This window comes from Sphingobium sp. FG11 (genome assembly GCF_057809915.1).
This window is the reverse complement of sequence record NZ_JBMDKW010000003.1, coordinates 172,005-196,661: the sequence shown is the minus strand read 5'-3', so window position 1 is coordinate 196,661 and position 24,657 is coordinate 172,005. Positions and strand designations below refer to the sequence as shown.

Below are 24,657 nucleotides of genomic sequence, written 5' to 3'. Positions count from 1 at the left end.
TCTGCATTCAGGCGAGGCGCTGTTCGAGCGCGCGCTGTTCATCCCAGATGGCCGGCGGCAGATCGCCGAGCTTTTCCAGATCGCGGGCATTGCCCACCGCTTCCTGCCGCCAGGTCACCGGATCGACGCGCAGCAGTTCGGCGAGGTCCGCGTCCCCGATCGTCAGCCCGTCGAGATCGAGCGCGCCGGGGGCCGGAATGCGCCCGATCGGCGAATCCACCGCTTCCGCCGTGCCTTCGCAGCGTTCGACGATCCACTTGAGCACGCGCGCATTATCGCCGAAACCGGGCCACAGGAACTTGCCGTTGGCATCCTTGCGGAACCAGTTGACGAGGTAGATGCCGGGCAATTGCGCCGCGTCGCTCTCCGCCGCCGCGCCGATGCGGGTCCAATGCTCGATATAATCGGCCATGTTATAGCCGCAGAAGGGCAGCATCGCGAAAGGATCGCGCCGTAGCGCGCCGACCGCATTTTCCGCCGCCGCCGTGCCTTCCGACGCGATATTGGCGGCGAGATAGACGCCGTGATTCCAGCTATTGGCTTCCGTCACCAGCGGCACGGCGGTCGCGCGCCGTCCGCCGAACAGGATGGCGGAAATCGGCACGCCCTCGGGCGAATCCCATTCGGGCGCGATCGACGGGCATTGCGCCGCCGGCACCGCGAAGCGGGCATTCGGGTGAGCGGCGGGCTTGCCGCTGGCGGGGTCATAGGGCTGCCCCTGCCAGTCGATCAGATTGGCGGGGGGAGAATCGGTCAGCCCTTCCCACCAGATGTCGCCGTCGCTGGTGAGCGCGGTGTTGGTATAAATCGCGTTCGAATGCAGCGTCTCCACCGCATTGCGGTTGGTCGACGGGCCGGTGCCGGGCGCGACGCCGAAAAAGCCGGATTCGGGATTGACCGCATAGAGCCGCCCGTCCGCGCCGAACCGCATCCATGCGATATCGTCGCCCACCGTTTCGGCTTTCCATCCGGGGATGGTCGGTTCCAGCATCGCCATGTTGGTCTTGCCGCAGGCCGAAGGGAAGGCGGCAGCGATATAATGGGTGCTGCCCTTGGGCGAAGTCAGCTTGAGGATCAGCATATGTTCGGCCAGCCAGCCCTCGTCACGCGCCATCACGCTGGCGATACGCAGGGCGAAGCATTTCTTGCCGAGCAGCGCGTTACCGCCATAACCCGACCCATAAGACCAGATTTCCCGCGTTTCGGGATAGTGGACAATCCATTTGTCATCGTTACACGGCCAGGACACATCGGCCTCGCCGGGCGTCAGAGGGGCACCGACGGAATGGACGCAGCGCACGAAAAAGCCGTCTTCACCCAGCGCTTCGAGCGCGGGCGCGCCCATGCGGGTCATGACCCGCATCGACAGGACCACATAGGCGCTGTCGCTGATCTCGACGCCGATCGCGCTGTTGGCCGACCCGATCGGACCCATGCAATAGGGGATGACATACATGGTGCGGCCGCGCATGCAGCCATCGAACAGGCCCTGCATCGTTTCGCGCGTGTCAGCAGGGTCGCGCCAGTTGTTGGTCGGACCGGCGTCGCTTTCGCTTTCCGAACAGATGAACGTGCGGCTCTCCACCCGCGCGACATCGCGCGGATCGGAACGGGCATAGAAGCTGTTGGGGCGTTTGGCCGGGTCGAGCGGGATGAGTGTGCCCGCGTCCACCAGTTCGGCGGTCAGCTCCTGCCATTCCGACTCGGACCCGTCGCACCAGCGGATCGCGTCCGGCTTCGTCAGGGCGGCGATCTCCGCCACCCAGGCCCTGAGCGCCTGATGCGTCGTGGGCGCAGCAGCGCTCTCCTGCACGGCTTCGGCCGTCATACCCCTTGAGTCACTCATTCAAGCTCTTTCCTAATATACCCGTTCGGCCGCCATCCTTTCCACATCAGGAAAGCAGCCGAGTGTCGTAGAATGGCATTCCATCCTGCCAATAGCCATTCTTTCAGACTCCGCTACGCGTTTTTGTCAACCTTTGCATGCGTAAAGGTCAGACAAGCGCAAGAACATTGTCAGGCGCCGGTACACCAGTTCCGGCGGGGCCGCGCGCGCTGCCTTTAACATAAGTTTTCTTCGTGCAATTGCGTACGGCTTCCAACGCGATGCGTCACATCCTTGTCCGGGGGATGGCGCGGGTGCACGCGGGCGGCTATGCAAGCGGGATCGGCCCGGCATCGCCCGGCTTTGGTCGCCAACAGGAGAAACTGGCATGTCCGCCACCGGCAACTGGAAGATCACCCTCGCGACGCCGCTGGGGCCGCAGGAAGCCACGGCGCAACTGCTGGAAAATGGCGGCGCCTTGACCGGCACGGTCGACAGCCCGATGGGTTCGGAAACGATCAACGGCACCGTGAACGGCAACAAGCTGCACTGGATCGCCAGGGTTTCGAAGCCCATGCCGCTCGATCTGGAATTCGATGTTACGGTGGAGGGCGACGCCCTGACCGGCACCGTCAAGCTCGGCATGTTCGGCAGCGGCGCCTTGTCGGGCGAGCGTATCTGACGCCGCCGTCCTAGGGTTCGGACCAACCTGGCCGGCTTCATCGACCGGACAACCGGGCGACCGGCAAACCACAACATGGCAGTGGATGTGCCGGAAGAGATGTGACGAGCCTCAGCGGAATTTCCCGCTCGAATAAAATCTCGTAAAATGCCTAGCTGGTGTCTCTTTCGACCAGCGCCGGATCGAGAATGACCGACGGGCTGGATTCGCCTGCCAGCCGGCGCGCCAGCGCGTCGACCATCGCCGCGGCGCCTGCGGCGATATCCTGCCGGATGGTGGAGAGCCGGGGCACCGTCTGCGCGGCCAGCGGCAGGTCGTCATAGCCCACCACCCGCATCATATCGGGCACCACGACGCCATGATCGGCGAGGCCGCGCAGCGCGGTCATGGCGATCATGTCCGACGCGGCGACGATACCGTCGATCCTGCCGGGCATTTCGCCGAAATGCGCCGCGATGTCGCGCTCCATATCCTCTTGCGCCAAATGGGTCTTGAGCAGCTTTACCTCCGCCAGGCCCGCGTCCGCCGCAGCCGCGACGCATCCTTCAAACCGGGCCGCGACTTCGGGGGCGGCAATGTCGCCCAGAAAGGCCAGCCGCCGCGCCCCGCGCCGGATCAGATGGTCCGCCGCCAGAAAGCCGCCCGCGCGATTGTCCGTACCCACAGAGCAATGGACCTGCCCTTCCCGGTGGACACCCCAGACCACAAGCGGCCGGTAGCGACCGGCGATGCGCTCGATCGTGTCGAACTGGTCCGACTGACCGATCATCAGCACACCGTCGAGCATGCCGGAATCGACGATGCGATCGAGCCAGTCGGGCGCTTCGGGAATCACGCGGGACAGCATCAGCTCATGCCCGGTTTCGGTGAGCAGATCGGCAAGATGACCGAACATCGTCATGAAGAACGGGTCGGAAATATGCTGTCGTCGCTCATGGCCGAGCGGCACCACGATGCCGATCACCCCGGTTCGCTGCGTGCGCAACCGGCGCGCCATTTCATTGAGGCGGAAGTCATGTTCACGCGCGAGCGCCTGAATATGGTCCCGCGTCTTGGCACTGATCAGCGGGCTGCCCGCCAGCGCGCGCGACACCGTCCCCGCGGTGACCCCGGCCAGTCGGGCGAGTTCGGCCATAGTGCGCGCGCGGACGGGCCGCTCCGCCGCTATGCCCCCCGTTTCACCCTTGCCGTTCGAAGACGCTTCTTCGTCCACCAATCACCCCTTGCGACGCCGGGACCTCTATTCGCCAGCCCGGCCAGCCACTTGCGTTACCGCAGTGCCGGGCCTTTGTCTGTGAGAAAGAAAGCATCCAGCGCCGCCGCGCCGAGGGCGATCGCGCCCAATGGCCCGGCGTCGGCCCCCAGCCCCGGCTGGACGATGATGTCCTGCCCAGAGCGGGCCGTGATATGCGGCAGGTAGCCCGCGAGCAGCTCCACCACGTGCGATCGGATGACCGGCAACAGGAAGGATCGGCTCAGCCCCACCCCGCCGCCGATCAGGATCCGGTGCGGCGCGGTCGTCAGCAGAAGGACGCAGGCGAGTTCCGCCAGATCCTGCGCCACGAAAGCCCAGCGCGGGTCGTCATCGGGCACCGCGTCGCCGGGCAGGCCAAAGCGGGCCGCCAGCGCGGGTCCCGAAACAAGCCCTTCCACACAGTCCCCATGAAAGGGGCAGGCGCCCGCGAAATCGTCGCCTGTCGCCCGGCGCAGACGCATATGGCCGAGTTCTGGATGGAGCATGCCATGCACCGGCTCGCCCCCGATCAGGACGCCCCCGCCGACGCCCGTTCCGATGGTCAGGTAACAGAGGCTGGCGCATCCCTGTCCCGCGCCCCAGCGCCACTCTGCCAGCGCCGCGCCATTCACATCCGTGTCGATCCGCCAAGGGCCGTCGAACGCGGCCGCCAACTCGCCCGCGATATCCGCGCCGGTCCAGCCGGGCTTGGGCGTGGCGAGCATGTGGCCGAAATCGTCGGCCACCGGGTCCAGCCGCAGCGGACCGAATGACGCAATGCCCAGCGCGGCGACCGGCTTTGCCGCATGCCAGCCGAGCAGCGTTTCGCGCAGGATGCCCAGGGTCTGCGCCGGGTTGGTCGTCGGCACGGTCCGCTTTTCGACGACGCGCCCGCCTTCGACCACCAACGCGATCGCTTTGGTGCCGCCAAGTTCGATCCCCGCAATCCGCGCGCTATTCTCCATCGATCTCCTCCAGCCCGGCATGGTCGCCGGCAAGCCGCAGCTTGAGGAAGGGGGCGAACGTCCCGCCAAACCGTCGCGGCGCGACGGCGGGTGCATCCGTGCCCCACTGGTCCACGAAGCTGGTCACCGACAAATCCGGCAGCACCAGCCAGCTATAGGCCTGTGCCGGTGCTTGTGGCGGATTTGCAAAGACCAGGCCAGTGCTGTTCAACGGCGTCCAGCCATCGAGCAGGCGGGACGAAACCATGCCATACAGGCCCGTGGGACCCGTATTTTCGGGATGAAAGACGTGGCTCTGCGTCGACCAGAAGAGATAGTAGCGCCCGTCATGGTAGATGATATGCGGCCGCTCCAGCTCATTGTTGAGACTGTCGGCGCTGATCACCGGCGGCAGCGACCGCCAGCTAGAGGGCGCATCGGCGGGCGCGGTCGCTACCCCGACGACACCGTTGAACGCGGATTGCGAACCGGCGAGCGATGCCGCGAAAAACAAATAGTGACGGCCATCGGCCGGATCGCGAAAATAGGCGGGGTCGCGAAACGCCTTGATCGCGCCGATCACGCCGCCGCCCTGCGTCGTCATATAATGGGCCGGGTCGCGGGTGATGATTTCGCGAAGATCGCGCCAGTCCGTCAACGCCGCCCTTTCACCTTCAAGGCGCAGCGTGGCGCGCGCCGCGAACAACCGTTGTTCAAAACTAACCGCCGTTTCGCCTCGCCGTCCCGCCGCCGTGAAGTAGAGCGTCAGGGCACGCCCGTCTGCCTCGATGACGGCTGAACCGGACCATTCGCGACTGCCCGGCGCGAAACCGTCCGGCATGGCGGGGCCGAGATGCGTCCAGCGCGTGCCTCGTCGCAGGAACAGGTGGATGCGGGCATGGCCATGGCGATCGTCCGGATCGGCAAAGCGGGGGGCGGCCAGCGCCATCCACAGCGTGTCGCCCGCGCCGGAACTCCACGGCGTCCCATCCGCCTCCTGCACGGGCCACGCATCCCACACGCCCAGCCCGTCCGCCAGCGGAACCACATCGGCTTCACCGATGAGCGGCGCATGGGACATCTCCGGCCCCGACAGGCGTTCAAGATGGCGCGACGTCCATCGGGCGGGGTTACTCATAGTGGCGGAAAACCTTGAAACGGGAAGAGGCTGGGATAGTGGCGGCCGCTATTGCCAGACGGGTAGCTCCAGCAGCATTTTGAACCGCTCCAGCACCTGCCGATATGCCTTTTCCGCCGCCGGCACGATGGCGGCGAAACTGAAAAACCCGTGGGTCAGCATATCGAATTCCATCAGCGCGACCGGCACGCCAGCGGCTTCCAGCCGGGATGCGAACGTCACCGCCTCATCGTGGAGCGGATCCACTGTCAGGATCACGACGATCGCCGGTGGGAGCGCCGACAGATTTTCGGCCGCCAGCGGGGATATCCGCCAGTCACCCGGATCGGCTTCCGCGACATAGGCCTCGAAAACCTGGCGCATCGTATGAGCGGGGAGGGTCGGGTCCGCATCGCTGATCCGCGACGGCAGGCCCCAGGCGGGGTCGCGCAGATCCAGGGCCGGATAGAGCAATAGCTGGGCGTCGAACAAGGGGCGCGGATCGCCGGCGTTCCCGATGCCCACCGCGACATCATCCCCTTCGCGCAGGCCGATGCAGATCGCCGCCGCCAGATTGCTGCCCGCGCTGTCGCCACCGATCGCCACGGGTTTGTCGCGGCCCCCCAGTTCAGCGGCATGGGCATGCACCCAGCAGGCGGCGGCCAGACCGTCATGATAGGCCGCGGGGAAGGGATGCTCGGGCGCGAGCCGATAAGTGCTGGTGACTACCACCATCGACAGATCACGGCACAAGCGCCGCGCCACCGGATCGATCGTCGGCAGGTCGCCGATGCTCCACCCACCGCCATGGATAAAGTGAAGCGTGCCGGTCGCTTCGCCGAGCGGCCGGTAGATGCGGATCGGAATCTCGCCATCGACCCCGCCGATCATCCTCTCGGCGATATCGCCCACTTCGACGAGGCCGGCGGGACCGACCATGAACGGCAGCATGTCGGCCGCCTGCTGGCGGAGTTCGGGAAAGTTCAGCGGCCCCGGCTCAACCGTCGGAATATTCGCAACGAGCTGTTGCAAAACGGGATCAAGCGGCATCGGGTTTCTCCACGGGAAAATATTCGGCGGGGTCGAGGTCAAGAGAGCGGGCAAGGGGCGCGATCACCCTGTAGATAGGGCGATCCATCACGCCCGGCTGACCCATGCGATTGCGGACATAGGCAAAGCTGATGCCCGTCGGCGGATGCGCGAAGGCGATCGAGCCACCGGCGCCGTCATGACCGAAGGAGCCGGGTCCCAGCATCGGCTGGTAGGAAAAGGGCAGCATGATCCCGCTGCCCCAGGCCGGACCGGCCGACGGCACGCCCCACATTGTCCCCGATGAAACCAGCGTGCACGCATCGGCCATCACCCTTTCGGATATCAGCCGGGTCCCGTCGACCGATCCGATCGCGGCCGCATAGAGCCGGGCGAGCGAACGGGCGTTCGACAGGCCGTTGGCCCCGGCCAGTTCGGCCGCCTGAATGACGGGGTCGTTCATGGCCCTGGCAAGCCCTGCCAGCGTCGGCGCGAACAGGCCGTTCAGGGAAATAGCGCGAGCTGACGGACTTTCGGGATCGAGCGGCGGCACATCCAGTTCCGGCGGCGCCTCGATCAGCGCGACCTCCGCCGCGTCGTGATGGGGACGACCGATCCACAAGTCGAGGCCGAGGGGCACGCTGATCCGGTCCCGAATAAAGCCACCGATGCTCTGACCTGTCGTCCGCCGCACCAGCTCGCCCGTGATCCAGCCGATCGTGATGGCGTGATAGAGATGGTCCGAACCCGGCGCGAAGAGCGGGACCTCGTCGGCCAGTCGGGCCGCCATCGCCGAACTGTCGGCCAGATCGGCGAACGTAACCGGGCCGCTCAGCATCGGGACGCCGGCGCGATGTGCCAGCGCCTCCCGCACGCTGACACGCTCCTTGCCGTGCGCGGCAAATTCGGGCCAATAGGTCGACACGGGCTTGTCCAGGTCGATCAGGCCCTTTTCGACCAGCATCAGCACGCACAGCGCTGCAACACCCTTCGTAACCGAAAACAGCGGCGCCAGCGTATGACGCTGCCAGGGGGTCGCGGTCGGGCTGCGGGCGATCCCGCCCCACGCCTCCATCACGGGCTGCCCCCGCCAGTAAATGGCGCAGGCCGCACCGAGTTCGCCGCCATCCTCGAAATTCGACCTGAATGCATCGAGGCACGATTCAAAGGCGGGGGTGGCGAATCCCGTCACCGTCGCATCCGATATCATCGCTTTATCGCTGGTCATGTTGCACTCTGGACATCCCCTCACCGCCGGAACGTAATCACCCCAAGCGCATTATGCAATCGATTGTTATATTCGTTGCCGCATGCACCCGGTCGTCCTAAGGAGCAACGCAGACCGAGGCGACTACAATCGATTGCAATCGCCTTGCAGGACGGCACCTGGCTGTTATGCCATTCCCAAGCAACAAGGGGCGAGGATGATGAACGAGCATCGCGAGCGGCCTGCGCCGACCACCCAGCGGATCGATCGCCGCTTCAAGCTGGCATATGGCTCGGGCCAGATGGTGGATGCGGCGACGCAGGCGGCTCTCGGCACATTCCTGCTATTCTACCTCACGACGGTATGCGGGATGGCCCCGGATCTTGCCGGGACCATATTGTTTCTGTCGCTGGCGGTCGATGCGGTCGCCGACCCCCTGATCGGCGCCCTTTCGGATCATCATCGCTCGCGCTGGGGCCGCAGACTGCCTTTCATGACCGGCGCGCTGATCCCGCTGGCGGGCAGCACGATCGCACTCTTCTCCTTGCCCGCCAGCCTCGGTGGAACGGCCTTCTTCGCCTATGTTCTGGGCCTGAACATCATCCTGCGCATATCGCTTTCGGTCTTTACCCTGCCCTATTCGGCGTTGGCGGCCGAAGTATCGAGCGATTATGGCGAACGCTCCGGCATCATGGCCTATCGTGCGATCTTCATCGTGCTGGGGACCGCCGCATGCCTTGGCCCCGCGTTCAGCCTCCTATTCTCCGGTCCATCCGGTTTACAGAGCCGAGCGGCTTATCCGTGGCTGGGGCTTCTCGTGGCGTTGCTGGCGACGGTTTCGGGCCTGATCTGCATCCTGGGCGTGGCGCGCATGGTGAAGGCGCTCCCGCAAGCGCCCGAACAGCAGGGCGCCAAAGGCGTGCGGCTTTTCGTCCAGGATATTGCGCAATTGCTGCACAATCCGACCTTCGTGAAGCTGTTCACGGGCGCTATCATCGTGCTGGTCGGCTCGGGCAGCGCGCTGGCGCTCAACCTGCATGCCTATCGTTTTTACTGGCATTTGCGCCCCGAGCAGATTCAGCTTCCCACCCTGGCCCTGCCCGTCGGCATGTTGATCGGCACGCCCTTTGCCATTCAGCTGCTCAAACATGTCGAAAAGCGCAGCGGGGTGCTGGTGGCCGTTCTGCTGCTCGCCGTGAGCCAGGGATCGTTGCCGCTCCTGAAGATGGCGGGCGCGCTGCCGGTGGGCGATCCGCTCCTCGCCATCCTGATCGCCAACGGGATCGTCTTCGGGATGTGTTCGAACCTCTGCTTCATCTGCTTCTATTCGATGGCGGCCGATGCGGTGGACGAGCATGACCATCTCTTCGGCGTGCGCTGCGAAGGTCTCTACTACGCCTCCCTGACCTTCGGCGCGAAGGCGGCCACCGGCCTTGGCTCGATGCTTGCTGGCATCGGCCTCACATGGATCGGCTTTCCCGCGGGGCAAACGCCGGCGGATCTGGCCAGCCTGTCGCCGGATACGATCAGCGGGCTGGGCTTGCTGTGGGGACCAGGCCTTGCAATATTGTTGCTGCTGGGCGCGCCCTTCTTCCTTTTTTACCGGCTGGACCGCGATAGCCATGGTCGCCTGGTCGAGCAGCTCAGTGCAAGAAATGCGATGACTACAGACGGGGATCGGACCTAGCGAAGGATCGTGCATACGATTGCACTTGCATTATTCCGGGCATCGCCGTATTACGCAATCGATTGCAGAGCGCTTTAGGCGTCGGGTTTGGGGAGGATTGCATGATGTCTGTTCGGTTTCTAATGTCTGTGGCTTCGGTGGCGGTGCTGGCGTCGGCCAGCGTGGCGCAGGCTCAAGCGACAGCCGATACCTCGCCCCCCAGCGCCGCTGACCGCGATAGCGACATCATCGTCACCGCGTCCAAACAGGGTGCGCAAACGCTTCAGAAATCGCCGCTCGCCATCCAGGCGTTCAGCAGCGAAACGCTCGCCGCCAAGGGCATCAACGACACAGGCGGTCTGGTCGCGATGATCCCGGGCGCTGCCCCGCTGGAGCAGGTCGGCTCGATCATCAAGGCCTATTCGCTGCGCGGGTCCGGCGCGGGCGGCGGCGTCGGCGATTCACTGATCGGCTATTATCTGGACGATGCGCCCTTCGCCATTCCCAATACCGGCTTCGCCCCGCCGGTGCGGTTCATGGATCTCGACCGGGTCGAGGTTCTGCGCGGTCCACAGGGTACGCTGTACGGCCAGGGGTCGATGGGCGGCACCTTCATCTACCACACGCGCGATCCCAATCTCAGCCATTCGGAAGTGCAGGTGGACACCAACGCCTCGACCAGCAAGGGCGCGGGCGGGTTGAACTATGGCTTCGCGGCCGCCGTTTCCATCCCGATCGTGAGCGATACGCTCGCCCTACGCGTCAGCGGCGGTTACGATCATCGCGCCGGCTATGTCGATGTCTACAGCGGCGCGGCGGTCGGTACGCCGCGCGTCAAGGACGCCAATCATATCAACAACAGCGATATCCGCGCGACGCTGCTGTGGAAGCCTTCGGAGCGGTTCCAGGCACGCGCCCAAATCTGGCATTTCGAAGGGAGGCAGGGCTATACCCAGAGCCTCAATTCGCTCGATCCGGCCGTCATCACCAATTATGGCGGCGTAGAGGGGTTCGAGAAGACCAATTTCGAACTCTACAGCCTCAGCCTCAAATATGATGTGGGTTTCGCCACCCTGTCGAGCAGCACCTCCTATCTCAAGGGCAGCACTGGCTATCTCGCCGCGATCGCCCCGGATTCGCCGCTGATCAACCAATATCCTTCCTATAATTTCTCGCAGGAAACCCGGCTGACGTCCAATGGTTCGGGTCCGCTGCACTGGTTCATCGGGTCGATCTATTCCAAGGCGAAGGGCGATTTCCACTTCGACCTGAATCTGGGCGGCATCCCGTTCATCTTCGGCGACACCATCGTCCGCACCGAAAACTGGGCGATATTCGGCGAGACCAGCTACGATCTGTTCGACGGCAAGCTCGTTCCGCTGGTCGGCCTGCGTTACTATGATGATAATCGCAAATCGATCAACGACCAGACGGTCCTTGGCACGAGGGCGATCAATCCGGGCGGGGCCAAGGCGAAAATCACGACCTGGCGGGCCAACCTGTCCTATTATCCGAACGACGATCTCACCATCTTCTTCAATGCCGGCACCGGGTTCCGCAGCGGCATCGTCCAGTCCCAGTTCCAGGTGGATGCGCTGGCCAAGGACGGCATAACCTCGGCGCAGGGCGTCCGGCCCGATCGACTGGCCAGTTACGAGCTGGGCCTGAAATCACGCCTCGCCGGTGACGCGTTGCAGGTCGGGCTGAACCTCTATTCCGTCAAATATAAGAATCTTCAGTCGGGCCTGAACACCTCGACCGCCTTCATTCCGGGCTTCGCCACATTGGGCGATGCACGGTCGAACGGAGTCGACCTTGAACTCCGCTGGAAAACGCCGGTCGACGGCCTGTCGCTTGGCTTTACCGGCAATCTCAATCATTCGAAGTTCCTCGACGTCAATCCGCTGGTCGCGGCGGGGACCGGCGCGGTGCGGGACGGCGGACGCATGCTCAACACCGCGAAATTCAACAGCCGGGTGGATGTGGACTATAGCGGGTCCATCGGCGACGATATGAAGCTGGTCATGAACGCCTCTGCCTCCACGGGCGGCAATCGCCTGATGAACGACGGCTATATCGTGCCGTCTTCGACCTTGTTCGCGGGGTCGATCGGCGTGCGTAAGGGCGATCTGCAACTGACGCTGTTCGGCGAGAATCTGGGTGACAGCCGCCGCCCGACATTCGCCCGCAATTCGACGCTGTTCGCCGGGCCGTTCCCCCGGACCATCGGACTGCGCCTGACCGCCAACTTCGATTAACGTGCGGGATTCTCGTCGCCTGAAGATCACCTAAAGGAGGTCCGATCCTCGCTCGCTCCTCTGAGCGGGCGAGGTTCAGACGTCCCTGGCGGCGCCGGTACCTGCACGTCCGGCGCCGCTTTTTATTGTGCCTCTGTTTAAAAGCTCGCCCGCGCCGTCACCCGCAGATCACGGCCAGCAAGGGGCGCGAAATCCTTGAGGAAAGAGGCGTGCCGCCGCGCGTCGACATCGAAGATATTATTGGCCGAAAGCGCGAAGCTGAGCGGCCTTTCATTGCCCCATGGCCGAAAATTGACCTCCGCATTGACCAGCGTGAAGCCGCTCGTGGGGGTTTCGAACGCCGCAACCCGATTTTGCGCATCGGTCCATTCGACCTCGCCCCGCACATCCACCTTGGGGCTGTTGACGCCCAGCCCGCCCAGCAGACGCAGCGGCGGGATGCGCGGCGCGGGGCCTGCGCCGACGATGGTCGCGTGAACATAGTCCGCCAGCGCGTCGGCCACGATTTTCGCCGTACCGATACTGGCTAGGTCAACCGACCCCTGCGCTTCGAAGCCGTAATAGCGGGCGCTCGCCTGATCGAACCGATAAACCGGCAGGCCATCTTCCACCGCGCCGGTCGGGCCTTCATAGATGAAATTGGAAAACCAGTTATGATAGGCCGACGCCTCGAAACTATAGCCCGCGCCCTTGCCGCGCAGGGTCGCTTCCACGCCATAGGCCCGTTCCGTCTTGAAATCGGGATCGCCCACTTCAAACGCCTGAGTGCCGCCATGCGGGCCATTGGCGAATAATTCCTCCGCCGATGGCGCGCGCACCGTGCGGGAGAGATTCACCCCCACGCGCCAGTCGGAACTCAGGCCATAGGACGCGCCCGCCGAGACCGACACGGTGTCGAAGCGCCGCTGGCCCGAGAAGAATTGCGGCTGGTTCGCCTGCGGGCTGGCCTGCAATTCGCTATGCTCATAACGCCCGCCAGCCTCCAGCTTGAACGCGCCATAATCCAGCGTCTGGAGCGTGAAGAGGCCGAACTGCTGCGTACTGTTCTTCGGCAGCGAGGCTTCATCGCCCACGACATCGAAGTCGCGCGAGAAATATTGGACGCCGCTCGCCCCTTTCCACGATCCATGATCCGCCTGCACCAGTTCCATCCGGGCTTCGATGCCCTTGTTGTAGAAGGCGGTGCCGACCGAACCATCCTCTTCCAGTTCAAAATGCCGGTAGCTGGCATAGCCCGCCCGCACCCTGATCGCCTTGAGGATCGATCCGCCCGTATTCACTTCGGCCCGCAGGTCGAGCCGATCCTGCGCCAGGTCGAGACGGGGCGACTCCTGTCCTTGCCCCGGCAGCGTGGCGTAGCGCACGGGCACGCCATACAGGCTGTCATAATGGCTGTAGGACACGCCCAGATTGCCGGTGTCGGTAATCAGGGCCGCGCCGACCCCCGCCGTCCACGTTTTGCTCGCGGTATTGGGCAGCCGGTCTTTGATCCCGGCCGCAGCGGCGAAGTCGGTCGGCTCGGCCGATTCCGAATCGCCCGCCAGCAGGCTGGAGGCGATCGCCTGCGCGCGGGCGACCGGGGCCAGCGCATAGCCGCCGATCCGTAAATCGTCAGTCTTTTGATAGCTGCCGTCGGCATGAACGACGAAATGCTCGCCGATCGGCACATCGACCGCGCCCGCGCCGGACCGTTCATTGGCGGCGCTGCCATAGCTGCCGGTCATATCGACATGGACCGGCTCATCCGGCACCGCGCGCGGAATGCGCTTGTCGATAACATTGACGACGCCGCCGATCGCCGAGGACCCGAACAGCAGCGAGGCAGGCCCTCGCAACACTTCGATTCGTTCGGCCAGCAGCGGATTGACCACTACGGCATGATCGACGCTGGTGTTCGACACATCGATCGATCCGATGCCGTCGGTCAGCATGCGCACCCGCTCGCCCTGCAAGCCGCGCAGCACCGGGCGCGAGGCGTTGGGACCAAAGGAGGTCGCCGAAACGCCCGGCAGATGCTGCAACGTCTCGCCGATGGAAGGCCGCAATTGCTGGGTCAGCGCCGCGCCCTGAACCACGGACACGCTCGACAGCACATCGGTGCGGTCGCGCTCGAACGGTGCGGTTACGACGATGTCGGATGATGGCGACGCATGATAGGCGCCGCTACGGGTATCGGCGGGCGCATCCGCATCGGTCGCCATGGCCGGCGCCGTGATGCTGAAAGTGGCGACGAGTGAGCAGCTTGAAAGGAAAAACCAACGACGCATAGACAGACCCTTTTAATGTCATCCCAGTCCTCTCCCTGTCCATGACGCCTTTGAGCGCTTGCCCCCGTGGGGTGGACTTAGCCGGGGAACATGAAAGAGACAAGATATCATATCGTTTCCGTTGATGGGTTTGGGAAGAAATCCAGTCATTGCGCCGGGAGTGCGGCAGGAAGGACACAGATTTCGTCAAGGACTCTGTGCGATAAGGCGCGCATGACATGCCCCGACGCCATTTTTTCGAGCGCCCGTCGATGATCCGCGCCCGCTTCGGCACGCTGCGCGGCCTCATCCGTCTGGCCCTGTCCTATCCCCAGCTCATCCTCGGCCTGTCCGCGTCGCGCGCGCCGGATGCCGATGCGGTGCGCAGGCTGGTTTTCGTGTGTCAGGGCAATATCTGCCGCAGCGCCTTTGCCGACATCGTCGCGCAAAAGGCCGGTCTGCGCGCTTCATCCTTCGGCCTGTCGACCACTACGGGGCGCGCGGCGCATGGCCCCGCCATCGCCGCCGCCCGCGCGCTAGGCCATGATCTGTCGCACCATCGAGCGGTCGATCTGGCCGTTTATGCGCCCGAGCCGGGGGATTTGCTGCTCGCGATGGAGGTGCGGCAACTGCATCGACTGGCCACCGATCCCCGCCTCGCGCATCTGCCGCGCATGCTGCTTGGCCGCTGGACCCGGCCGATATTGCCCCATCTGCACGATCCCTACCAACTGGACGATCGCTACATGGCCCAGTGCCTGCGCCGGATCGACCGCGCCGTCGCCGCGCTTGTCACCGCTTTCCCCGCCGCAAGACTTTGCGCGCCATCTGCCACAGATCCCGCGCCCAGGGACGCGGATCGGACCAAGTGAACACATAATAGCGCATGCGCGGATCGAAAAAGCCGGTCACATAGCCCAGGAGCGCCGCCAGCGGGCGAGCGTTGAAAAACGGATCGCGAATCCGCCCGCGACCCAGCCACAGACGGACAAGACGCTTGGTTTCGGGCACCATATAGCGGGCGTGCAGATCGTGCCGGGGCAGCGGCGGCGGATCACGCTGGCCCAGCACCGCGCGCCGGTAGTTTTCCCATGCGAAATGCGCACCGCAATGCCATGCCAGCGGCAGGCTGCCCCAGAACCGGCCATTGACCTCCATCAGCCAGTAACGATCCGATTGCGGTTCATACCGATATTCGACCATCGCCGGTCCCTGCCAGTCGAGCGCGCGCAGCAGCGCTTCCGACAGAAGCATCTGCTCGCGATGGCGATCGGGCGGCTCGGCTTGGCACAAGGTCGAAATCCCGCCTTCGGGTGGCCATTCATGCAACCGCCGGTGCTGGAAGCGCAGCGTCGCCTGCCCCGCCTCCATGTGGATCATCTGCCCCACGCCGACGCCGCCGCAATATTGCTGGATCAGCGGCCAGCGCCCGATCGGCCGGTAACGCTCGATCAGCGCCAGCAATTCCTGCGGCGAGCGGAGATATTCCGTCTTGAGCCATTCTAGCCCGACCCGTTCGAGCAGCGGCAGGATTTCCGGCGGGTTGGACCATTTGGCGACCAGCGGATAGGTTTCCGCCGCCGCACGCGCGGCGAAATCGTCGGTCGCGCGGGGTTGCCAGCTACGCGGCACGCGCAAACCGATGTCGGCGGCGATGGCCAGCGTCCGGCTTTTATCCAGCGTCCGGCCAAGCGGTTCGGCGCGCGGCGTCAGGATGTGGCAATCGCCGATCATGGGCGGCAGTTGTGCCAGTGCGACCAGATCGGTTTCGGATATGGCGAACACCGCCCCTGCCCCCGTGCGCGCGATCATAGCGGGCAGCCATTGGGACAAGGGTCCCTCTGGCCGGTCAAGCGTTCCCACACAAAAACGCGACGCGCCGCCAATGCCGCCTTCGTGCGTGACGGCATGCACCGGCACGCCATGCCCGCCCAGTTCGCGCACCAGCGTCAGGCCGATCGCACTGTCCGCGCCCAGAATGAGCGCGCCGGGCAAAGCCGTCATGCAGGGGCCGCCCGGCGTTCGTAGCGCCAAGTCGCCCACGCCTGTTGCGCCATGCGTTGCGCGGTGCGCAGCCGGCTGGCTCCCGCGCGGGTCTGGTCCCGTCCCGCCGCGCGCTCGGGCAGGTCAGCAGGCAAGTCGGCAAAGCCGGCGGAATGCACCTCGGGGAGCCGCTCCGCCAGGCGGCACAGATGTTCGAACCGGCGCATCACGGCCAGATTGGGGCGCTGCCGGTCCCGCGACTGCATTTCGAAACTATGGGTCACGACGACGAAGCTGTCCTGCCCACAGCGCGCGGCGTGGCGCAGCCCCGCCGTCATCTCGCGCGCGGACATGGCGCACACCTGCGCCGGGCGGAAACCGCCGGGCCGGTCGGCGATGCCCGAAACCGGCAATTCCGCCACGCCGAGCCGCCGCACTGGTCCCACTATGTCCGGCGACAAGCCGATATCGCAGCCTGATCCGAGATAGGCCGGATTGACGCTGCTGTCCCAGGACAGGCCGAGCGTGGCGAGCGCGCGCAGCGTATCGTCATTCGCGCCATAATTACCGGCGCGAAAAGCGGTGATCGGCGGCGCGCCCGCTTCTTCCAGCATCGTTCGCGCCAGACCGAGCAGTACGACCTGATCCTCCAAGGAGAAATCGCCGATGTTGCCCCCCTGCCGCCCGCCCACCGGCGAGTCGGCGGCCCAGGCGAGCCATTCGCTATGCGCATGCAATTGCACCTCATGCCCGCGATCGACGATCGCGCTGACGATCGGGCGCAGAAATGCCGCGCCATGCACCAGCGCGGGCAGCGGATCGAGGAAGAAAACGCCCTTCAAGCCATGGCGATCCATCACGTCCATCTGCCAGCCGATGCCGACATCCTGCCCGCCCTGACGGCCCCAGATGGAGCTAGCGACATTGGCGTCGAGACTTGCCCCGCGCTGGTGCAGCAAAGCGGACAATTCCGTATCCACGGTGATGAGCAGCGCAGTCATGAATCCATCCGGGGCGCGAGGCAGTGGGTGGTTTATGGCCCAGATGTTATGAATTATTGCTATCTACGCCAGATCGAAAGCCGAAAATTCGCCATAGGCGCCCTGAAAGAACAGCAAGGGCCGCCCCGGCGCTTCGACACCCAGCGCCAGCACACGGCCGACGACGATATGATGATCGCCCGCGTCGTGAACCGCGTCGAGCGCGCAGTCTATCCACGCCAGCGCGCCGTCCAGAATCGGCGAACCATTGGCCGAAGCGCGATGCGAAACACCGGCGAACTTGTCGCCACCGCGCGCGGAAAACTGGCGGCACAGCGCCTGTTGTTCGCTGGTGAGGACGTTCACGCAAAATTTGCCCGCTGCGGCGATCGGCGGCCAGCTGGTCGAGCTTTTTGCCGGAAAGAAGGCGACGAGCGGCGGATCGAGCGACACGGACGTAAAGGAGCCGACGACCAGGCCCAGACCTTCATCGTCCGGTCCCGTTGCGGTCACGACACAGACCCCCGTGGGATAATGACCCAATACATGCCGGAATGTCGCGCTATCGATCTGTGTTGCTATGGTCATGGCGACTTCATTCTAGAAATGGTCGTGCGTGGCAAGCCTTCAGCGCGAATCGCGCCCATTTCTCATAGGAAATCATCCGCCGCTAATGGATAAAGACTGGCCGCTCCCGCCGTCGCAGACGCCGCCAGCCCTGCGGCCTGCGGCACGATCCGATCCAGATAAAAGGCGACGCTCGCCCTCTTGAGCATCGCAAAATCATCGGTCGCCTCAGCCGATAACGCCGTCGCCTGCCGTTCGAGCAACCAGCCGCATACCGCCGTCGACAGCATCGTGAGGAAGGGCGCGCTACCGGCGAGTCTGTCCGGCATGTCCGCACGCGCCAGCTCTTCGCCGATCGCCCTGCACTGCGCCGACAGGCTCCGCAAAGCCGCGTGCTGCGCATCGGCGTCGATCTTCGCAATCAAATCGGCAAAGACCTGCCCGCCCGCCAGATCGAGCTTGCGCCCGACCAGATCGGCGGCCTGAATGCCGTTCGTCCCTTCATAGATCGGAAACACGCGGGCATCGCGATAATATTGGGCGACACCCGTCTCCTCGATGAAGCCCATGCCGCCATGGACCTGGATACCGATCGAGGCGACCTCGCACCCGATGTCGGTCGCATGCGCCTTGGCGAGCGGCGTCAGCAGCGCGACCAGATCGGCGGCGGTGGCATCGCCACCCGGCGCGCGATCGGCCTGCCCCGCCGTATAATAGACCAGCGCGCGGGCGGCGTCGGTCTGCGCGCGCATATGCAACAGCATGCGGCGCACATCGGGATGCTCGATGATCGCCACCGGCGTGCGATCGGCCGATCCGGCGCGCGACGACTGGATGCGCGCCTTGGCATAGGCGACCGCCGCCTGCGTCGCGCCCTCCGCCACATGGACACCCTGAAGCCCCACGAACAGGCGGGCATTGTTCATCATCGTGAACATCGCCCGCATGCCGCCATGTTCCGGGCCGATCATCTCGCCGATACAGTCGCCCGCCTCGCCAAAGCTCATGACGCAGGTCGGCGATCCGTGCAGCCCCAGCTTATGTTCGATCGACACGGCCTTCGCATCGTTGAACGCGCCAGGCGATCCATCCTCTTCCAGCCGGTATTTGGGGACGAGAAACAGCGATATGCCGCGCGTCCCTTCCGGCGCGCCGGGCGTGCGGGCCAGCACGAGATGGACGATATTGTCGGCCATGTCGTGATCGCCGAACGAGATGAAGATCTTCGTGCCCTCGATCGACCATCGGCCATCGGGACGTGGCGTCGCGCGCGCCCGCAACGCGCCGACGTCCGATCCGGCCTGCGGCTCGGTCAGGTTCATCGTTGCGGTCCATTCGCCCGAGACGAGTTTCGGCAGATAGCGCGCCTTCTGCTCCGCGCTGCCATGATGCGACAGCGCCTCGACCGCGCCGCTGCTCAGGATCGGGCACAGCATCAGCGCCGTGTTGGCGCTGCCCAGCATGTCATAGACCGCGACCTGCAACGCGAACGGAAGCCCCTGCCCGCCGAGCGCTTCCGGCACGCCGATGCTGCTCCAGCCGCCTGCCACGAAATCGCGATAGGCTTGCGCGAAGCCGGGCGGCGTCACGACACCTTCGGGCGTCCAGCGCGCGCCCTGCACATCGCCGACGCGGCGCAGCGGCGCCCATTGTTCCACCGCGATCTGACCGGCCCCTTCGAGCACGGCGTCGACCAGATCCCCGTCCAGCGCATCCAGCCCGACGATATGCTCAAGGACGAAGCGCTGTTCGGCGAGGAGCGGGGCAAAGGTCATCGGAAACTCCAGCACGCGATCAATTGACGTAAACGTCAACCAACCCTCGATACAGGCTTCCGGTCCCCTATGCTATATCAATCGCAGCCGTCCTCCAGCTTCATGTCAAAGCGCCACCCCGCCCGCCGCCAGCACCGCCAGCGTCAGCAATTCCGAAGCATTCGACGCCATCGTCGCGATCTGCACCGATTTTTCCATGCCCACCAGCATCGGCCCGATCAGCGAAGCACCGCCCAGCTCGCGCAGCAGCTTGGCGGAGATGTTGGCCGACTGAAGCCCCGGCATCACCAGCACATTGGCCGCGCCGGACAGGCGGCTGAACGGATAGCTTTTCATCACGGCCGGATTGAGCGCGACGTCGGCGGCCATTTCGCCTTCATATTCGAAATCGACGCTGCGGCTGTCGAGAATGGCGACGGCTTCCCGGATATTTTCGAGGAAAGCGCCGGGCGGATTACCGAAGCTGGAGAAGGATAAAAACGCGACTCGGGGGTCATGGCCCATGCGGCGGGCGACGGCGGCGGTGCCCTCGGCAATGTCGGCCAGCTCGCTGGGGCTAGGCCGTTCGTTGACGGTGGTGTCGGCGATGAACACGGTCTGGCTCTTCGTGACCATGACATGGATGCCGAACGGCGTGCGATCCGCCGCCGGATCGATGACGCGCTTCACTTCGCGCAGCGTCTGCGCATAGGGGCGGGTCATGCCGGAAATCATTGCGTCGGCCACGCCCATCTTGACGAGCAGCGCGCCGAAAATGTTGCGATCGCGGTTGACCATGCGCTCGCAATCGCGGCGCAGATAGCCGCGCCGCTGAAGTCGCGCGTAAAGCAGATCGACCATTTCCTCCACCAGCGGCGAATTGACGCTGTTGTGCAGTTCGAAGCTGTCGGGATCGGCGACGCCCAGTTCCCTGAGCTGGTCGCGCACCCCATCCCGGCCGACCAGAACCGCCGTGCCATAGCCCAGATTCTGGAACTGGATCGCGGCGCGCAGCACCACTTCCTCCTCGCCCTCGGCAAAGACGACCCGCTTGGGATTGGCCTTGGCGGTTTCATAGGCCGTCGTCAGCACCGTGGTCGTCGGATTGAGGCGCGCCTTGAGCGACTGGCGGTAGGCGGCCATGTCGGCGATCGGCTTTTGCGCCACGCCGCTGTCCATCGCCGCCTGCGCGACGGCGGCGGGCACGACTTCCATCAGGCGCGGATCGAACGGCGCGGGGATGATATATTCCGGGCCGAAGCTTTGCGACTTGCCATAGGCCTTGGCGACTTCCTCGGGCACCTGTTCGCGTGCCAGTTCGGCGATAGCGCGGGCGGCGGCGATCTTCATCGCTTCGTTGATGGTCGTGGCGCGTACATCGAGCGCGCCGCGGAAGATGAACGGAAAACCGAGGACGTTGTTGACCTGGTTGGGATAGTCGGAGCGCCCGGTGGCGACGATCGCGTCCGGCCGCACCGCCTTGGCATCGGGCGGGGTGATTTCGGGATCGGGATTGGCCATCGCGAAAATGATCGGCTTTTCGCCCATGTCCTTGACCATTTCCGGCGTCACCGCACCGGCGACCGACAGGCCCAGAAACACGTCCGCGCCCTTGAGCGCCTCGGTCAGCGAACGCAGGTCGGTCTTGACCGCATGCGCGGACTTCCACTGGTTCATGCCGTCGGTGCGGCCCTGATAGATCACGCCCTTGCTGTCGCACATGATGACATTGTCGTGGCGCACGCCGATCGACTTGATGAGTTCGGTACAGGCGATGGCGGAAGCCCCCGCGCCGTTCACCACGACTTTCAGATCCTTCAGGTCGCGGCCCGTGAGCAGCGCGGCGTTGATGACGCCCGCCGCCGCGATGATCGCGGTGCCATGCTGGTCGTCATGGAACACCGGAATGTTCATCCGCTCTTTCAGCGTCTGTTCGATGATGAAACATTCCGGCGCCTTGAAATCTTCAAGGTTGATGCCGCCGAAGGTCGGCTCCATCAACTCGATGGCGTCGATCAGGCGATCGACATCCTCGGTCTTGAGTTCGATATCGATCGAATCCACATCGGCAAAGCGTTTGAACAGGACGGCCTTGCCTTCCATCACCGGCTTGGAAGCGAGTGCGCCGAGATTGCCGAGGCCCAAGATCGCGGTGCCGTTGGAGATGACGGCGACCAGATTGCCCTTGGCGGTATAGTCATAGGCGGTCGCGGGATCGGCGGCGATGGCGAGGACGGGCACGGCGACGCCGGGCGAATAGGCAAGGCTCAGGTCGCGCTGCGTCGCCATCGGCTTGGACGCGATGATCTCGATCTTGCCCGGCCGTCCGGTCGAGTGGAAGAACAGCGCCTCGCGCTCGGAAAATTCCACATTCGACTTGTCGCTCACCGCGCATCCCCTGATCGATGGTTTGGGGTGGCCCTAGCGGCAAGCGGGGCTTGGGGGCAAGCGCGAGAAGCCCTTTTTTCGCGCTCTTTCCTCGCGTCCCGCTTGCCGCTATCGCCACGCACGCCATGCCAGCGCCATCCGAACCCGCCTCCTCCGCACCGACGCCCATGATGGCGCAATATCTGGAGTTGAAAGCGCAGGCCGACGGCTGCCTGCTTTTTTACCGCATGGGCGATTTTTTCGAGCTGTTCTTCGACGATGCGAAGGCCGCCGCCGCGACGCTGGATATCGCGCTCACCAGCCGGGGCGAGCATGACGGCGCGCCGATCCCGATGTGCGGCGTGCCCGTCCACAGCGCCGAAGCCTATCTCGCGCGCCTCATCAAGGCGGGACATCGCGTCGCCATCGCCGAACAGGTCGAAACCCCCGCACAAGCCAAGGCGAGGGGTGGCAAGACGCTCGTCGCTCGCGCGATCAAGCGCTACGTCACCGCCGGCACGCTGACCGAGGATACGCTGCTCGACGCGCGCAGCGACAATATGCTGGTCGCACTGGCGCGGATCGGCGGAGATGGAGACGAGATCGGTCTCGCTGCCGCCGATGTGTCCACCGGCAAGTTCGAAACGCTGGCCTTGCCGCTCGCCGATCTGCCCGCGGAACTGGCGCGGCTTCGCCCGAGCGAGATCATCGTCGCCCAGGGCGCGGACTTCGCGCTGGACGAAGCCTATCCCTTTGATCGCGCCGCTTTCTCCAGCGGGCGGGGCGAAGCGGCGTTGCGCAGCCTGTTCGGCGTCGCAACGCTCGATGGCTTCGGTGCGTTTAGTCGCGCCGAACTGGCGGCGATGGGCGGTCTGATCGGCTATCTCGACCATGCGGGCAAGGGCGCGCTGCCGTTCCTCGCCCCGCCCGTGCGCAAGAACCGGGGCGGGCATGTTGCGATCGACGCGGCGACGCGCGAAAGTCTGGAAATCGTGACGACCATGAGCGGCGCGCGGGTCGGCAGCCTGTTGTCCGCGATCGACCGCACCGTGACCGGCGCGGGCGCGCGCCTGCTGGCGCAGGATCTGGCCGCGCCGCTGCTCGACGAAGCGCTGATCGAGGAGCGGCTGGACCTGATCGCGCTGTTCCATGACGATGGCGGGCTGCGCGAGCAGTTGCGCGGGGCGTTGCGCGCGCTGCCCGATATCGGCCGCGCGCTGGGGCGGATCGCGCTCGACCGGGGCAGTCCGCGTGATCTGGGCGCGTTGCGCGATGGCCTTGGCGAAGCGCGGATGCTGCGCGAACGGCTGGGGCGCATGGATGCGCAGCCGCTTTTGCTGCGTGCGTTGCTGCCAGCGCTTGACGGCCATGGCGCGCTGGTCGATTCGCTCGGCCGCGCGCTGGTGCCGACGCCGCCGACCGAGACCGCGAACGGTGGCTATATCGCCGATGGCTATGATGCTGCGCTCGATGAACTGCGGCGGCTGGGCGGCGACGGTCGCCGCGCGATCGCCGCGCTCGAAGCGCGCTATCGCGAACAGACCGGCATCGGCGCGCTCAAGATCCGCCATAATGGCGTGCTCGGCTATCATGTCGAAGTGCCCGCCCGCGCGGCGGACTCGCTGATGCAACCCGATAGCGGCTTCACCCATCGCCAGACGCTGGCCGGGGTCGTGCGCTTCAATTCGATCGATCTGCACGAACAGGCGAGCCGCGTGGCGCAGGCGGGCGCGCATGCGCTGGTCGCGGAAGCCGCGCATCTGGAGGAACTGATCGGCGCGGTGCTGGCGCGCAAGGCGGAGATTGCGCAGGCCGCCGCCGCGCTCGCCCGGCTCGATGTCGCGGCGGCGCTGGCGGAACGCGCGGCGGAGGGCGGCTGGGCGCGGCCCCGCTTCGTGCCCGGCCGCTGCCTCGACATCATCGGCGGCCGCCATCCGGTGGTGGAGGACGCGCTGCGCAAACAGGGCCAGGCGTTTGTGGCCAATGACTGCCGATTGGGCGAGGATGACCGGCTGTGGCTCGTCACGGGTCCCAATATGGGCGGCAAGTCGACGTTTTTGCGGCAGAATGCGCTGATCGTCATCCTGGCGCAGGCGGGCGGCTTCGTACCGGCGAGCGCGGCGACGCTGAGCCTGGTCGACCGCCTGTTCAGCCGGGTCGGCGCGTCCGACAATCTGGCGCGCGGGCGATCCACCTTCATGGTCGAGATGGTCGAGACCGCCGCGATTCTGGCGCAGGCGACAGACCGCAGCTTCGTCATTCTGGACGAGGTCGGGCGCGGCACGTCAACCTATGACGGGCTGGCGCTCGCCTGGGCGGTGGTGGAGGCGGTGCATGAGGTCAACCAGTGCCGCTGCCTGTTCGCGACCCATTATCATGAGCTGACCCGCCTCGCCGAGACGCTGGGCGCGCTATCGCTGCACCATGTTCGCGCGCGCGAATGGAAGGGCGATCTCGTGCTGCTGCACGAACTGGCGCAGGGTCCGGCCGATCGCAGCTACGGCCTTGCCGTGGCGCGGCTTGCGGGGGTGCCGTCCGCCGTGCTGAAGCGCGCGAAGGATGTGCTGGCGCGGCTGGAGGCGGGCAAGGCGAAAACCGGGGGAATCGCGGCGGGCCTCGACGATCTGCCGCTGTTCGCCGCCGCCATGGCCGCGCAGGAGGAAGCAGTCGATCCGCTGCGCGCGGCGCTGGACGGGATCGATGCCGACAGCCTGTCACCGCGCGAGGCGCTCGAACAGCTATACCGGCTGAAACAACTGGCCGCAGCGCGCAACGACGATTAGCGCTTTTATTCTCCG

At 65.2% G+C, this 24,657-nt stretch carries 17 protein-coding genes; 5 read left to right on the top strand and 12 right to left on the bottom strand.

Features of this window, described 5'->3' with window-relative positions:
- Positions 1-7: 7 nt before the first annotated feature.
- Positions 8-1,846, bottom strand: coding sequence for a phosphoenolpyruvate carboxykinase (GTP) (locus ACODSN_RS03915; RefSeq protein ID WP_489053304.1), 1,839 nt, complete (start codon positions 1,844-1,846; stop codon positions 8-10).
- 367 nt (positions 1,847-2,213) lie between these two features.
- Here ACODSN_RS03915 and ACODSN_RS03910 point away from each other — a divergent pair, with 367 nt between their 5' ends.
- A complete protein-coding gene (locus ACODSN_RS03910) occupies positions 2,214-2,507 on the top strand; it encodes a hypothetical protein (protein WP_489053303.1) in 294 nt (97 codons plus the stop codon).
- 151 nt (positions 2,508-2,658) lie between these two features.
- On the opposite strand, the gene ACODSN_RS03905 is transcribed toward ACODSN_RS03910, so the two are convergent.
- From ACODSN_RS03905 to ACODSN_RS03885, 5 genes are all read right to left on the bottom strand, one after another.
- Positions 2,659-3,642 carry a LacI family DNA-binding transcriptional regulator gene (locus ACODSN_RS03905; protein WP_489053409.1) on the bottom strand — a complete coding sequence of 328 codons (984 nt, stop codon included), beginning with the start codon at positions 3,640-3,642 and terminating at the stop codon, positions 2,659-2,661.
- 134 nt (positions 3,643-3,776) lie between these two features.
- On the bottom strand, positions 3,777-4,706 hold the full coding sequence (locus ACODSN_RS03900) for an ROK family protein (protein ID WP_489053301.1): 930 nt from the start codon (positions 4,704-4,706) through the stop codon (positions 3,777-3,779).
- A complete protein-coding gene (locus tag ACODSN_RS03895) occupies positions 4,696-5,823 on the bottom strand; it encodes a glycoside hydrolase family 68 protein (RefSeq protein WP_489053300.1) in 1,128 nt (375 codons plus the stop codon). The genes ACODSN_RS03900 and ACODSN_RS03895 overlap by 11 nt, the downstream gene beginning before the upstream one ends.
- A gap of 48 nt (positions 5,824-5,871) precedes the next feature.
- Positions 5,872-6,852 (bottom strand): alpha/beta hydrolase, encoded by a 981-nt coding sequence (locus ACODSN_RS03890; RefSeq protein WP_489053299.1) that lies wholly within the window; start codon positions 6,850-6,852, stop codon positions 5,872-5,874.
- Positions 6,842-8,059 carry a serine hydrolase domain-containing protein gene (locus ACODSN_RS03885; RefSeq protein ID WP_489053298.1) on the bottom strand — a complete coding sequence of 406 codons (1,218 nt, stop codon included), beginning with the start codon at positions 8,057-8,059 and terminating at the stop codon, positions 6,842-6,844. The genes ACODSN_RS03890 and ACODSN_RS03885 overlap by 11 nt, the downstream gene beginning before the upstream one ends.
- 196 nt (positions 8,060-8,255) lie before the next feature.
- Between ACODSN_RS03885 and ACODSN_RS03880 the strand changes: the two genes are divergently transcribed.
- Together ACODSN_RS03880 and ACODSN_RS03875 are read left to right on the top strand one after the other, a co-directional pair.
- A complete protein-coding gene (locus ACODSN_RS03880; RefSeq protein WP_489053297.1) occupies positions 8,256-9,725 on the top strand; it encodes an MFS transporter in 1,470 nt (489 codons plus the stop codon).
- A gap of 101 nt (positions 9,726-9,826) precedes the next feature.
- A complete protein-coding gene (locus tag ACODSN_RS03875) occupies positions 9,827-11,962 on the top strand; it encodes a TonB-dependent receptor (RefSeq protein ID WP_489053295.1) in 2,136 nt (711 codons plus the stop codon).
- A gap of 137 nt (positions 11,963-12,099) precedes the next feature.
- Here ACODSN_RS03875 and ACODSN_RS03870 read toward each other — a convergent pair whose 3' ends face one another.
- Positions 12,100-14,229 carry a TonB-dependent receptor gene (locus ACODSN_RS03870; protein WP_489053294.1) on the bottom strand — a complete coding sequence of 710 codons (2,130 nt, stop codon included), beginning with the start codon at positions 14,227-14,229 and terminating at the stop codon, positions 12,100-12,102.
- 251 nt (positions 14,230-14,480) lie between these two features.
- On the opposite strand from ACODSN_RS03870, the gene ACODSN_RS03865 reads away from it, so the two are divergent.
- Positions 14,481-15,080, top strand: a complete 600-nt coding sequence (locus ACODSN_RS03865) for an arsenate reductase/protein-tyrosine-phosphatase family protein (protein WP_489053408.1) — start codon at positions 14,481-14,483, stop codon at positions 15,078-15,080.
- Here ACODSN_RS03865 and ACODSN_RS03860 read toward each other — a convergent pair.
- The 5 genes from ACODSN_RS03860 to ACODSN_RS03840 form a co-directional block, all read right to left on the bottom strand.
- Positions 15,001-16,212 carry a carboxylate--amine ligase gene (locus tag ACODSN_RS03860; protein ID WP_489053292.1) on the bottom strand — a complete coding sequence of 404 codons (1,212 nt, stop codon included), beginning with the start codon at positions 16,210-16,212 and terminating at the stop codon, positions 15,001-15,003. The genes ACODSN_RS03865 and ACODSN_RS03860 overlap by 80 nt on opposite strands.
- Positions 16,209-17,192: a polysaccharide deacetylase family protein gene (locus ACODSN_RS03855; RefSeq protein WP_489053291.1), complete on the bottom strand. Its 984-nt coding sequence runs from the start codon at positions 17,190-17,192 to the stop codon at positions 16,209-16,211. Before ACODSN_RS03855 ends, ACODSN_RS03860 begins: the two co-directional genes overlap by 4 nt.
- 63 nt (positions 17,193-17,255) lie before the next feature.
- Entirely contained in the window at positions 17,256-17,759 is a 504-nt protein-coding gene (locus ACODSN_RS03850; RefSeq protein ID WP_489053290.1) for a flavin reductase family protein, read from the bottom strand.
- A gap of 62 nt (positions 17,760-17,821) precedes the next feature.
- Positions 17,822-19,513 carry an acyl-CoA dehydrogenase family protein gene (locus ACODSN_RS03845; RefSeq protein WP_489053289.1) on the bottom strand — a complete coding sequence of 564 codons (1,692 nt, stop codon included), beginning with the start codon at positions 19,511-19,513 and terminating at the stop codon, positions 17,822-17,824.
- A 105-nt stretch (positions 19,514-19,618) separates the two neighbouring features.
- Positions 19,619-21,880 (bottom strand): NADP-dependent malic enzyme, encoded by a 2,262-nt coding sequence (locus tag ACODSN_RS03840; protein WP_489053288.1) that lies wholly within the window; start codon positions 21,878-21,880, stop codon positions 19,619-19,621.
- Between the two features lie 125 nt (positions 21,881-22,005).
- Here ACODSN_RS03840 and mutS point away from each other — a divergent pair, with 125 nt between their 5' ends.
- Positions 22,006-24,642: a DNA mismatch repair protein MutS gene (mutS, locus tag ACODSN_RS03835; protein WP_489053286.1), complete on the top strand. Its 2,637-nt coding sequence runs from the start codon at positions 22,006-22,008 to the stop codon at positions 24,640-24,642.
- Positions 24,643-24,657 lie beyond the last annotated feature (15 nt).